This is a genomic window from Nitratireductor sp. ATLC21, from assembly GCF_057196525.1.
Genome location: NZ_JBXUOU010000003.1, coordinates 164,231 through 175,870 on the forward strand (window position 1 = coordinate 164,231; position 11,640 = coordinate 175,870).

Below are 11,640 nucleotides of genomic sequence, written 5' to 3' on the forward strand. Positions count from 1 at the left end.
AACCGGTTCAGCTTCTTTGCAGGCAGACCCTCGTATGGCCGGCCCGGATGAAGCCAAGCTTGGCAGCCGCAGCCTTTGACAGATCAAGGATCCGGCCGCGAACAAACGGCCCGCGATCGTTGATCCGCACGACGACGCTGCGTCCATTTCTCTTATTGGTCACCCGCAGTTTCGTGCCGAAGGGCAGGGTGCGATGCGCCGCGGTCATCGCCGCCGGGTTCATCCGCTCGCCAGAGGCTGTCTTTGAGGTGAGGGCGTACCAAGAGGCGCCACCGCACTGCGCAAAGGCTGGCACGGTCACCACAGCCAAGAGCAGGGCGGCTGCCGGCGTGATCACCACGCTGCGGGAAAGTCGCTTATGCATATAATCGTCCTGGATTGCGTTGCGGGGCAAAAGGCCCCTTCAAGCGTTTCGCGGAATGGTTAAGGCGATCCACAGGATGGATTTCACCCAATTCCGGATGAAAAACCGGAAAACAATGTTTCCGGGAAGCGCCTTACCCGCCAAATGAGGCGATGAAGGGGCGTTGTCCCAGCCGGTGGAACCCTCGCCCTTAACGTTGGGGTAACGGGCGGCTGATATCCGCCGAACCATGAAACCGGTTCTGCTCAAAGCTGCGATCGCGACGCTTCTTTCCATCATCGCCTCACTGGCGATCTCCTGGGTGGCGATCCGCCTGACCGGCGGTTCCATGAATTGGTTTGGCGCCTTCATGAGCACGCTGTGCCCGCTGCTGATCGCATTCCCGGCCAGCGCCTTCACGTTCTACCAGAATCACAGGATTGCGCTGGCGCATCAGGAACTCGAGGCTACCCACCGCGAACTCGCAGGCCTCTATCGCAGGCTTGCCGCGTCCGCACGCATCGATGACATGACCGGACTGCTCAATCGGAACACCTTCATCGAGGAGCTGAACCAGGCAGGACGGCAGGGCGCAGGCGGCGTCTTGCTCATCATCGATGCTGACGACTTCAAGGGCATCAACGACACGCACGGACATCTGACCGGGGACCGTGCGCTCGCGGCAATCGCGACTGTCATTCAGGGCTTGTTTGGCGCGGAAGGCATTGCCGGGCGGATCGGCGGCGAAGAGTTCGGCGTGTTTTTGAAAGGCGCGTCCCTTTCCCGCGGCAGAGCAGTTGCCGAACGTTTGCGGAGAAGTGTCGAGCGGATCGAGGTCCGGACGGTACAAGGCGGGACTGCCCGGCTCAGTGTCAGCATCGGGGTGTCATTCGTGGAGGCGGGTGCGGACTTTTCCACGCTGATGGCAATCGCCGACGAACAGCTTTACGCAGCGAAGGGGCGAGGCCGCAACCAGGTGTGCGCGCCAGACCCGGAGACGGTGACCGTACAGCTGCGCACGGCTTCGTGAAGGCCCAGCCTCACCCAAATGAAAAGCGCTGCGGAAACGATCACGCAGCGCCGGAAAATACACATTCGATATGAAAGAATGGTGCCCAGGAGAGGACTCGAACCTCCACGCCTCGCGGCACACGGACCTGAACCGTGCGCGTCTACCAATTCCGCCACCTGGGCAGGTGTGCGATGCCGATGTAAGGGCCAAGCCCGTCCGTGTCAACGCGGATTCTTGTTGTTTGTCAGGAAAATGACAAAGCCCGACACCGTGGCCTTTCACTAAAGCGGGCAGGGGTGCCGTGGAGCCGCCCTGCCGTCATGGATCAATCTTCCAGAACCTCTTTCGACGCCACGGTCGAATCGGCATTGAGCTTGTAGACAATGGGAACGCCGGTGGCGATTTCCATCTTCACAATCTCCTCACCTGAAAGACCGTCGAGCGCCATGACGAGGGCGCGCAGCGAATTGCCATGGGCGGCCACCAGAACCGTCTCGCCGCGCAGCACATGCGGCAGGATCTCGTGCAGGAAATAGGGCCAAACGCGTGCGCCCGTGTCCTTCAGGCTCTCGCCACCGGGGGGAGGCGTGTCGTAGGAACGGCGCCAGATATGCACCTGCTCCTCACCCCATTTCTCGCGGGCATCGTCCTTGTTGAGGCCCGAAAGATCGCCATAGTCGCGCTCATTGAGCGCCTGATCCCGGATGGTCTCCAGATCCTCCATCCCGAGCTCTTTGAGGATGTGGTCGTTGGTGACCTGCGCGCGGGAGAGAACCGAGGTGTAGGCGATGTCCGGCTTGAAGCCACGGGCCTTCAGCCGGCGTCCGGCATCCTTTGCTTCCTCGTGGCCTTTCTCGGTGAGGCCCGGATCGCGCCAGCCGGTGAACAGGTTCTTCAGGTTCCATTCGCTCTGACCGTGACGAACGAGAATGAGGGTACCGGACATGGTGCGTTCCTTGTTTCTTCGTGGTGGAGGTTCAGTTGAGCCCGAGCACATCGAGCATGGAATAGAGGCCGGGCTTGCGGCCATGGGCCCAAAGGGCAGCCTTTGCCGCCCCATGGGCGAAGATGCCACGATCCTCAGCCTGATGCGAAAGCGTGATGCGCTCACCGGCACCAGCCAGAATGACCGAGTGTTCGCCGACAACGGAACCGCCGCGCAGCGTGGCAAAGCCGATCGTGCCTTCCTCGCGCGGGCCGGTCTGCCCGTCGCGCACGCGCACACTCTTTTCCGCAAGCGCGATCTCGCGGCCCTTTGCAGCGGCCTCGCCAAGAAGCAGCGCCGTGCCGGAGGGGGCATCGACCTTGTGACGGTGGTGCATTTCCAGCACCTCGATGTCGAAATCGGAGGCCTCCAGCGCGCGGGCGGCTTTTTCAACCAGAACGGCGAGAAGGTTCACGCCGAGGCTCATATTGCCTGATTTCACGATGGTGGCGTGATGCGCGGCGGCCTTGATCTTCGCTTCGTGTTCCGGTGCAAAGCCGGTGGTGCCGATCACGTGAACAATCTGCGCCTGGGCGGCATAGCCGGCAAACTCCACGCTGGAGTCCGGCGCGGTGAAATCCAGCACGCCATCGGCCTTCGCGAAGGCTGCCAGCGGGTCATCGGTAATGGCGACATTGATTGTGCCGATGCCCGCAAGCTCGCCCGCATCGCGGCCAAGAAAGGAAGAGCCCGGACGCTCCACGGCGGCTGCCACACGCAATCCGTCCATGGCATGCACGGTGCGGATGAGCGTCTGCCCCATGCGACCGGCCGCGCCGACGATGACAAGCCCCATATCGCTCATGTGTTCTGCTCCTGCGGCTCTGATGCGGTGGTGTTGGCGAGCAGATTCTCGCCCTTCTGGCTCTGCATCCGGTGGAAGCGTGCATAGATGCCATGTGGCTTGGCGAGAAGGCTCTCATGGGTGCCTTCCTCAACCAGATGCCCTTCTTCAAGCACGATGATGCGGTCCGAGTTAACGACAGTGGAAAGGCGGTGAGCGATGACCAGCGTGGTGCGGCTTTCCATGATGCCTTCCAGCGCCTGCTGGACACGTGCCTCGGACTCGTTGTCGAGTGCGGAGGTCGCCTCGTCGAGGAGAAGGATCGGCGCGTCGCGCACGATGGCCCGGGCAATGGAGATGCGCTGGCGCTGGCCGCCGGAAAGATTGGCGCCATTCTCGCCCACGAGCGTGTCATAGCCCTTTGCCTGCTGGCGGATGAACTCGTCGGCAAAGGCAAGTCTTGCTGCTTCCTCCACCTCCGCGTCGGTTGCGTCCGGGCGGCCATAACGGATGTTGTCGCGGATTGTGCCCTCGAACAGATAGGGCTGCTGCGACACATAGGCGATGGCATTGCGCAGCGAGCTCTTGGTGACGGCCGAAATATCCTGCCCGTCAATCTCGATCTTGCCGCCATCGAGATCGTAGAAGCGCTGGAGAAGCGCAAAGAGCGTGGACTTGCCGGCACCCGACGGGCCCACGATGGCCGTGGTTTCACCCGCCTTTGCAACAAAGCTGACGCCGTGCAGAACGGGCAGATCGTCACCGTAGGAAAAGGCGACCTTATCGAAGGTGACCGTGCCCTCACTGACCGAAAGCGTGCCTGCCCCCGGCGCATCGCGTTGCTGCGGCTCGGTGTCGAGAATCTCGTATATCATGCGCGCATTGACCAGCGCGCGCTCGAGATTGACCTGCACGCGGGCAAGCTTGCGCACGGGGTCATAGGCCAGAAGCAGAGCGGTGATGAAGGCGAAAACGGAGCCCGGCGGCTGCGCGCTGACGGATGCACGCCAAGCCGCGTAGCCTATCACGCCAGCAATCGCGAGGCCGGCCAGAAGCTCGGTGATGGGGCCAAGCCGCTCGGAGACGCGGGCGATCTTGTTGGAGCGGTCCTCGGCATAGGAAATCAGCCCTGACATTTTGTCCGAAAGCTGCTTCTCCATGGTGAAGGCCTTGATGATGGCGATGCCCTGAACCGATTCCTGCATGGCTCCCAGCAAGCGGGAGTTCACATCGACGGCCTCACGCGTGACGCGGCGCAGACGGCGCATCAGATAATTGACCGAATAGATGAGCGGCGGGCCAATGACCAAAGCGATGACCGAGAGCAGGGGGTCCTGCATCACCATGACAGCCACGAGGCCGATGAGCGTGACCAGATCTCGGGCAATGGAAGCGACGGTCATGTTGAGCAGGTCGCGGATGCCCGTCACGTTCTGGCTGATCTGAGCGGCAAGCTGGCCGGAACGCGTGGTGGTGAAATAGTCGATGCCAAGCCGCATGAGATGATCGAACATGCGCTGCTGGTAGCGGGCGACGATGTTGTTGCCGATCTTTGCCAGCATGACCGACTGGCCATAGGTGGCGAAACCGCGGATGGCGAAGGCAGCCACGATGGCGCCGCAAATCCAGCCGACCAGTTCCCAGCGCTGGCGATAGAACACCTCGTCGATGATGTCGCGCATGATCCACGCGCTGAAAGCGGTGGTCGCGGCGATGGCCAACATGCAGGCAATCGCGATCGCATAATGGCCGATATAGTCGCGACCGTTTTCCGCGAAGATGCGGCGAATGACAGGAAGAACGTCTCCCACATCCGCCTTGTTCTTTCCAAGCTTCAAAACATCCGTTCCTGTTCAGCCAAGCGGCCGGGCGTGAGCGGCCGCACTTTTTCAGCAACAGGCTATGCCCGTTCGACCGCACTCATGCAACGGTGAATCCTGCCCCGGTAGCCGCTTTCATGCGGTCTTCCAGCGCCGCCCCTGGGTTTCGATTCCGAAACGAACGGGTGTGCGGGCATAGGCGGCGAGGCCAACAAGAGCAGCTTTTGGGTGCGTGATGACGTAGACAGGAATGTCCTTTACCAGAGCTCCGTGTGGTGCCTTGTCTTCGAAAGCCGCTCGGAAATGGCCGTTCTTGAGCGTCGGAACGATTTTCTGCGCGATGCCGCCGCTCAGATACACGCCGCCCCGCGCCATGAAGATGAGCGCCATGTCGCCGGCAAGCCGCCCCAGATAGGTGACAAAGAGATCAAGCGTCTCGACCGCCACGGGATCGGACCCGTCGAGACCGGCGCTGCTGATCTCCGCAGGCGTCTCGTGAACCGGCTTCTTGCCGTCGGCAGCATTGATTGCACGGTAGAGATTCACCATGCCGCGCCCGCACAGGATCTGCTCAGCGGCAACGCGACCCTCAATACGCTCCAGATGCGGAAAAATCTCGAGATCGCGCTCGGAGCGCGGACCCATATCGACGTGCCCGCCTTCGCCCGGCACCGGAAACCAGGTGTGCTGCGCGTGAACCAGGCCGGCCATGCCAAGCCCTGTTCCGGGTCCAAGGACCACGCGACTGCCGGTGGCTTCCGACCTCCCGGGACAGACCATTTCCAGATTGTCGTCGTCGAGCGCAACGACAGCCAGCGCCTGGGCTTCGAAATCATTGATGACGATGATGTCGCTAAAACCCATCGTCTCCATCATCTTCCGCGGACGCACGACCCAGTCGCAGTTGGTCAGGTCGATCTCATCGCCCTCGACCGGACCAGCCACCGCCAGCACCGCCGATTGCGGGATGATCGAAGTACGATCAAGGATGGCGCTCTGGATGGCTTCGTCGATGGTCGCAAAGTCCGCGGTTTGCACCACCGGAAATGTTTTCGGCTCGGCGTTGGAGTCCACCAGAATGGCGAAGCGCGCATTGGTGCCGCCGATGTCGCCGATCAGGACGGGAAATCGCAGGGCTGTATCGTTCTCATTCTTGAAATGCATGGCACAGACTCTGACGATTTGCCGCTTCAAAGATAGGGGTTAAAGCGGAATTAAATCGGTTAAAGACGGAACGCAAGCGCGCCGACAGCAAAAAGTCTGCGCGCCTGCCGCATCCGTGCCGATTGGTTTTACTGAAACCCGGGCCTATTGGTCGGTCGGGGAACCCGTGCGGGCGGCATCGCCGAGAGGACACTGGCAGGGCTGGCGGGCTGGTAGCCGAGTACAGGCAGATCAGCCGCTGCAGCCTGCGGAACTCCCCCCTGACCGGCCACCGTCACCGCAGCTTCGGAATCCGGACTGGGCGCATCGAGAACAGCCCGACAGGCGGAGGGCAGAGCCGCCATGGTCATCACGTCCCGGGCTTTGGGCTTGGCGGGGCCCTTCGCCGGCCTCCATGGTTCATCTGTGAACCACCATGCAAGTGAATCATCGCACCCTTCGCTGCGAGGGGGCGGGCTTTGCGGTTTGCAGCCGGTAGAGCCAGCCGGGCAACCGATGCGGACATGAAAATGGTAGTGATGCCCCCAGAATGGCCTGATCTTGCTCAGCCAGGAGCGATCACCGCGCACGGTATCGCAAAGCTTCTTCTTGATACCCGGATGAACGAGAATTCGCTCGACTTCGGAATAACTTGCCGCGCGACGCAAAACCGCTTCGTGGGCGGGAGACCATTTTTTGTCGTCGACGTAGAGGGAATCGTTCTTCAGCATCGAGACGGCGCTGATGCGTTCGCGATCCGTCACACTCATGCGCTGGGCTGGCATCGGGGTGAACCAGATATCGGCATCCAGCCCGATCTGATGCGACGCATGACCGGAAAGCATGGGACCGCCGCGCGGCTGCGAAATGTCCCCGACGAGAAGCCCGCGCCAGCCGTCCTGCGCGGCTTCTCTCGACAAACGCTCCAGCAGTGAGATCAAGGCAGGATGCCCCCAACGACGGTTGCGCGAGAGGCGCATGGCCTGCCAGTGCGGCCCATCAGGTGCAATTGCAACGCCGCCCGAAAAACAGCCCTTGGAGTAAAAACCATAGGCTGCCGGCCGTGTGGCGGCCGGGAGTTTCTTGGCTCCAAAAAGCTCCTTGGCGAGAGGTTCGGCCTGAACGGAGGCAATTGTGGTGCAAAGGCCAAGCATGGCCAGGGCCACCAATTTGAAAGTCCGTTGGAATCGCATCGCTTCCTCGTTGTCAGCCCACCCGCGCGATCATCGAATCATAACATGCTTGCCATTCGCTTACCGCATTCGTTTACGAATCCGCTTCACGCCAGCTTCCGTCTGCCCACATGGTTTCGAGCGCGGCGCGATACTCGGGATGCCGCATCCGGTAGCCCGTGCCTTTGAGCCGTGCATTGGAGACACGTTTGCACTCGCCATAGAATGACCGCCCCATGGGAGAGAGGTCCGCGTCTTCGAATGATACTTCCGGCGGCGGCTCGCGGCCTGCCAGAGCGGCAGCATGGGCCACCACATCCTGTGGAGGCGATGGCGCATCATCGGTCACATTGAAGATGCCCGTTTCGAAACGGCGTGCAAGATGCGCCGTTGCGCCGGCGATGTCGTCCACGTGAATGCGATTGAACACCTGGCCCGGTTTGACGATGCGGTGTGCCTTTCCCGCCTCGAGACTGCAGAACGCATTGCGCCCCGGCCCGTAAATCCCGGACAGGCGGATGATGGCGACGGGCAGATTGAGCTCTGCGCCAAGTCTCATCCAGTCTTTCTCTGCGACCAGCCTCTGCTTCGAACGGTCGGAGACCGGGTCGCAGGCTGCGGTTTCATCCACCCATGCTCCGCCATGATCTCCATATACGCCGACTGTGGAGAGATAGCCGATCCATTTGAGCGAAGGCATCGCGTTGGAGATCAACTCGCGCCCGGCAGCCAGTACGGGATCGCCTTCAGCGTCCGGTGCTATGCTGACGATGAGATGCGTGGTGGAGGCCAGCGCATCTTTCGCTTCGGCAGGAATGGTGCCCTGAAACAAGTAGGGCACGATGCCCGCGCGCTTCAGGCTCTCGGCTTTATCGGCACTTCGCGTGGTACCGGCCACGAAGGCCGCTTCACCAGACACCTCGCGGGCGATGGCCCGACCGGAATAGCCTGCGCCGAAGATGAAGAATCGCTTGGTCATGATCGCCCGTCCCATTCAGCCTGTACCTGCGTGTCGCTCTCCTGCGGGCGCAAACGCGTTTCAATCGCCGTGAATGCCTCTTCATCAAGCAGTCGAGACAGCGCCCAGACGGCCGCTCCGCGCACCAGCGGTGAGCCATCTTCTGCGAGGCGCCTGCACTGGTCAACAAGACTGGCTTCGCCGGAATTGCCTGCCGCAATCAACACGTTTCGGATAAAGCGGTCGCGGCCGATGCGCTTGACCGGCGAGCCGGAGAAGAAGGCGCGAAAGCCGGCATCGTCCAGCTCGAGAAGCGTGGACAGCGGCGGCTCCTTCAGATCCTCGCGGGCCTGAAGCTTCGCCTCGGCGGCGCCTTGAGCAAACTTGTTCCACGGGCAGGCGGCCAGACAATCGTCGCAGCCATAGATGCGGTTGCCCATGGGGATGCGGAATTCGCGCGGGATCGGCCCCTTGTTCTCGATGGTGAGATAGGAGATGCAGCGCCGCGCATCGATCTGGTAGGGCGCGGGAAACGCGCTGGTCGGGCAGATGTCGAGGCAGGCACGGCAGGAGCCGCAATGGTCGCGCTCCGGCGCATCCGGGGCAAGCTCTGCGGTGGTGAAGACGGAACCGAGAAACAGCCACGAACCGAATTCACGGCTCACCAGATTGGTGTGCTTGCCCTGCCAACCAAGGCCGGCCTCGCGAGCCAGCGGCTTCTCCATCACCGGCGCGGTGTCGACGAAAACCTTCACATCCTCGCCAGTGCGGGCAGCGAGTTTGCCGGCAAGCTGTTTCAGCCGGCCCTTGATGACATCGTGGTAATCGCGGTTGCGTGCATAAACGGAGATCGCCGCCCGGTCCCGACGCTCCAGGATCTCAAGCGGGTTTTCGTCCGGGCCGTAGTTCATGCCCAGCATGATGACAGAGCGCGCCTGCGGCCACAGATCGCGCGGATGGGCGCGGCGGTCCGCCGTTTCCTCCATCCATTGCATGCTGCCGTGCCGGCCTTCCTTGAGGAAATGGCCAAGCTCGGCCGCCCGCGAGGGGGCACGCTCCGCCGAGGCCACGGCGACGGCATCGAAGCCCAGCGCGCGCGCCTCCCTTTCGACGAACGCGCGAAGCCTGTCGGCCTGCGCGGGTTTCATCAGAAATCCAGATCCGCGTAGTGAGAGACGGGGGAAAGCCCGCGCACGCGGTCAGCCAGAATGGAGCGGAAAGAGGGGCGCGATTTCATGCGGGTGTACCAGTCGCGCGCTGCCGGATAATCATTCCATTCGATCTCACCCAGATAATCCAGAACCGAGATCGTGGCGCCTGCCGCGAGGTCAGCATAGGAGAGACGTTTGCCGGCCATCCAGTCGCGTGTACCGGCCAGCCAGTTGGTGTATTTCATGTGCTGGCGCACATTGGTGCGGGCGGCTCGGATGGCTGCCGAATCCGGCGAACCGCCACCTTCCGAGCCAGCCATCTGCGGCTTGAGGGCGCGCTCGCGCACCAGATGCCGGGTCACATCAGCGTCGGCCTTGACGAGATACCAGTCAACCAGACGGCGAATTTCCGCGCGGTCGACAGAATCTTCCGCCATCAACCGCTTTTCGCGCTTCAGCGCCCCACGTGTCTCGTCGAGATACTCGGCGATGACCGTGGCGCCAACGATGGGATGATCGCCCTCCGCCAGAAGTACAGGAATGGTTCCGGCCGGATTGAGCGTGAGAAACTCCTCGCGCCGCGTCCATGGGCGTTCCTCGATGAGGGCGAGTTCCTCGCCATATTCGCCAAAGGAAAGCCGGATGAAACGGCAGGAAGCGTAGAGGGGATGATGAAACAGGGTCAGCATGCGGTCGCTTCTAACGGAAGGCTCTGGCCATTTCATGGCCTTGGCGGTAATTCTTCGATTACCTGATTCTGCAAGTACTCCCTTCTGCTATAGGGGGAGACGTATCTGCTGACAAGCAAGCCATGATTGAGGAGCTAACATGACGGATCAGACCATCGTGGGGGCCCTCCTTCTTGGCGTCCTCGAAGGACTGACGGAGTTCATTCCCGTCTCCTCGACCGGGCACATCCTTCTCGCCGGCCATTTCCTCGGTTTTGAATCCACCGGCAAGGCCTTCGAGGTTCTGATCCAGCTCGGCGCCATTCTGGCGATCCTCAGCGTCTATGCGGCGCGGCTCTGGCAGATGCTGATCGACCTGCCGCGCGATCCGGCCACGCGGCGCTTCGTCATCGGCATTCTGATCGCCTTTCTGCCGGCTGCAGTGATTGGCGTTCTGGCCTACAAGATCATCAAGACCGTGTTCTTTGAAACACCGCTTCTGATCTGCGTGATGCTGATTCTGGGCGGCTTTGTGTTGCTTTGGGTGGATCGCCGGGCAACGAAACCGCGCTATCACGACATCACGAAATTCCCGCTCTCCATGTATCTTGGCATCGGTCTGTTCCAGTGCCTTTCAATGATCCCGGGCACCTCGCGCTCGGGTGCGACGATCGTCGGCGGGCTGCTTATGGGAGCGGACAAGCGGTCGGCGGCGGAGTTTTCCTTCTTCCTCGCCATGCCGACCATGACCGGCGCTTTCGCCTATGATCTTTACAAGAATTACGATCTTCTCTCGGCAGCCGATGTGAAGATCATCGCCATCGGCTTCATCGCCGCCTTCTTTGCCGCGCTTATGGTGGTGCGCTGGCTGCTTGGCTACGTATCGCGGCGCGGCTATGCGCTGTTTGGCTGGTGGCGGCTGCTCGTGGGCAGTGTCGGGCTGATCGCACTGCTTGTGTGGGGTTGAGCCTGCCGAAATCGAAGTGTGGAATCCGGTTTTCAGATTGTTCCGCCTCGATTTTATGGCAGCGGTGTGGTGCGTGGTTCGACAAGCTCACCATGAGGGAAGTGGAGCATCGCGGAAAAGCCTGCTTCGGTGAGGTTACGGACGGGAACTGCAATCATCTACCTCCCTCATGGTGAGCTTGTCGAACCACGCACCCCATCAATGCCATGGCGGCGCATCCACATGAACACAGATCACCCATCCAACAAAAAAAACCCGGCGCGAGGCCGGGTTTTTCATGTCTGTGCAGACGGCGTATTAAGCAACGGCACCGTTGATCCAGGCCGAAAGCGCCGTCTTCGGTGCGGCGCCTACCTTCATGTCTGCCACTTCGCCGCCCTTGAACATCATGAGCGTCGGGATCGAGCGAACGCCATACTGCGCGGCGAGTTCCGGGTTCTCGTCAATGTTCACCTTGGCGATCTTGACCTTGCCACCAAGCTCGGCAGCGATCTCGTCCAGCGCGGGCGCGATCATCTTGCACGGGCCGCACCACTCGGCCCAGAAGTCGACAACCACGGGCTCGGACGCCTGCAGCACGTCGGACTGGAAATTGTTCTTGTCCGCCTTCACGGTGGCCATGGGAATTCTCCTTATC

General features: G+C 61.5%; 12 protein-coding genes and 1 tRNA gene. 2 read left to right on the forward strand and 11 right to left on the reverse strand.

Going from position 1 to position 11,640, the window contains the following annotated elements; translation table 11 throughout:
* Positions 1–7: 7 nt before the first annotated feature.
* On the reverse strand, positions 8–364 hold the full coding sequence (locus AC2CHD_RS15205; RefSeq protein ID WP_229449407.1) for a septal ring lytic transglycosylase RlpA family protein: 357 nt from the start codon (positions 362–364) through the stop codon (positions 8–10).
* A gap of 229 nt (positions 365–593) precedes the next feature.
* On the opposite strand from AC2CHD_RS15205, the gene AC2CHD_RS15210 reads away from it, so the two are divergent.
* Complete coding sequence (locus AC2CHD_RS15210; RefSeq protein WP_484554371.1) at positions 594–1,373, forward strand: GGDEF domain-containing protein; 780 nt, start codon at positions 594–596, stop codon at positions 1,371–1,373.
* 79 nt (positions 1,374–1,452) lie between these two features.
* Here the strand turns inward: AC2CHD_RS15210 and AC2CHD_RS15215 are convergent.
* From AC2CHD_RS15215 to AC2CHD_RS15255, 9 genes are all read right to left on the reverse strand, one after another.
* Positions 1,453–1,537, reverse strand: a tRNA-Leu gene (locus tag AC2CHD_RS15215).
* Between the two features lie 143 nt (positions 1,538–1,680).
* Positions 1,681–2,301, reverse strand: coding sequence for a 2,3-bisphosphoglycerate-dependent phosphoglycerate mutase (locus AC2CHD_RS15220; RefSeq protein WP_484554372.1), 621 nt, complete (start codon positions 2,299–2,301; stop codon positions 1,681–1,683).
* 31 nt (positions 2,302–2,332) lie between these two features.
* A complete protein-coding gene (gene dapB / locus AC2CHD_RS15225) occupies positions 2,333–3,145 on the reverse strand; it encodes a 4-hydroxy-tetrahydrodipicolinate reductase (RefSeq protein WP_484554373.1) in 813 nt (270 codons plus the stop codon).
* Positions 3,142–4,962, reverse strand: coding sequence for an ABC transporter ATP-binding protein (locus tag AC2CHD_RS15230; RefSeq protein WP_484554374.1), 1,821 nt, complete (start codon positions 4,960–4,962; stop codon positions 3,142–3,144). Before AC2CHD_RS15230 ends, dapB begins: the two co-directional genes overlap by 4 nt.
* A gap of 117 nt (positions 4,963–5,079) precedes the next feature.
* Entirely contained in the window at positions 5,080–6,108 is a 1,029-nt protein-coding gene (locus AC2CHD_RS15235) for a glucokinase (RefSeq protein WP_484554375.1), read from the reverse strand.
* Positions 6,109–6,236: 128 nt separating this feature from the next.
* The gene (mepA, locus tag AC2CHD_RS15240) at positions 6,237–7,280 is read right to left on the reverse strand and encodes a penicillin-insensitive murein endopeptidase (RefSeq protein ID WP_370633372.1); all 1,044 of its coding nucleotides are present in this window, start codon (positions 7,278–7,280) and stop codon (positions 6,237–6,239) included.
* Positions 7,281–7,353: 73 nt separating this feature from the next.
* Positions 7,354–8,238 carry an SDR family oxidoreductase gene (locus tag AC2CHD_RS15245; protein ID WP_484554376.1) on the reverse strand — a complete coding sequence of 295 codons (885 nt, stop codon included), beginning with the start codon at positions 8,236–8,238 and terminating at the stop codon, positions 7,354–7,356.
* Complete coding sequence (gene queG, locus AC2CHD_RS15250; RefSeq protein WP_484554377.1) at positions 8,235–9,365, reverse strand: tRNA epoxyqueuosine(34) reductase QueG; 1,131 nt, start codon at positions 9,363–9,365, stop codon at positions 8,235–8,237. The genes AC2CHD_RS15245 and queG overlap by 4 nt, the downstream gene beginning before the upstream one ends.
* A complete protein-coding gene (locus tag AC2CHD_RS15255; RefSeq protein ID WP_065816731.1) occupies positions 9,365–10,057 on the reverse strand; it encodes a glutathione S-transferase family protein in 693 nt (230 codons plus the stop codon). The genes queG and AC2CHD_RS15255 overlap by 1 nt, the downstream gene beginning before the upstream one ends.
* Before the next feature lie 139 nt (positions 10,058–10,196).
* On the opposite strand from AC2CHD_RS15255, the gene AC2CHD_RS15260 reads away from it, so the two are divergent.
* Positions 10,197–11,003 (forward strand): undecaprenyl-diphosphate phosphatase, encoded by an 807-nt coding sequence (locus AC2CHD_RS15260; RefSeq protein WP_229449415.1) that lies wholly within the window; start codon positions 10,197–10,199, stop codon positions 11,001–11,003.
* A gap of 297 nt (positions 11,004–11,300) precedes the next feature.
* Here the strand turns inward: AC2CHD_RS15260 and trxA are convergent, their stop codons facing one another.
* On the reverse strand, positions 11,301–11,624 hold the full coding sequence (gene trxA / locus AC2CHD_RS15265; RefSeq protein ID WP_007009092.1) for a thioredoxin: 324 nt from the start codon (positions 11,622–11,624) through the stop codon (positions 11,301–11,303).
* Positions 11,625–11,640 lie beyond the last annotated feature (16 nt).

Bases quoted from the DNA above. Each gene is read 5' to 3' on its own strand.
- AC2CHD_RS15260 (WP_229449415.1), top strand. From the start codon at position 10,197: ATGACGGATCAGACCATCGTGGGGGCCCTCCTTCTTGGCGTCCTCGAA.
- AC2CHD_RS15205 (WP_229449407.1), bottom strand. From the start codon at position 364: ATGCATAAGCGACTTTCCCGCAGCGTGGTGATCACGCCGGCAGCCGCC.
- trxA (WP_007009092.1), bottom strand. From the start codon at position 11,624: ATGGCCACCGTGAAGGCGGACAAGAACAATTTCCAGTCCGACGTGCTG.
- AC2CHD_RS15220 (WP_484554372.1), bottom strand. From the start codon at position 2,301: ATGTCCGGTACCCTCATTCTCGTTCGTCACGGTCAGAGCGAATGGAAC.
- AC2CHD_RS15245 (WP_484554376.1), bottom strand. From the start codon at position 8,238: ATGACCAAGCGATTCTTCATCTTCGGCGCAGGCTATTCCGGTCGGGCC.
- AC2CHD_RS15210 (WP_484554371.1), top strand. From the start codon at position 594: ATGAAACCGGTTCTGCTCAAAGCTGCGATCGCGACGCTTCTTTCCATC.
- queG (WP_484554377.1), bottom strand. From the start codon at position 9,365: ATGAAACCCGCGCAGGCCGACAGGCTTCGCGCGTTCGTCGAAAGGGAG.
- AC2CHD_RS15235 (WP_484554375.1), bottom strand. From the start codon at position 6,108: ATGCATTTCAAGAATGAGAACGATACAGCCCTGCGATTTCCCGTCCTG.
- mepA (WP_370633372.1), bottom strand. From the start codon at position 7,280: ATGCGATTCCAACGGACTTTCAAATTGGTGGCCCTGGCCATGCTTGGC.
- dapB (WP_484554373.1), bottom strand. From the start codon at position 3,145: ATGAGCGATATGGGGCTTGTCATCGTCGGCGCGGCCGGTCGCATGGGG.
- AC2CHD_RS15255 (WP_065816731.1), bottom strand. From the start codon at position 10,057: ATGCTGACCCTGTTTCATCATCCCCTCTACGCTTCCTGCCGTTTCATC.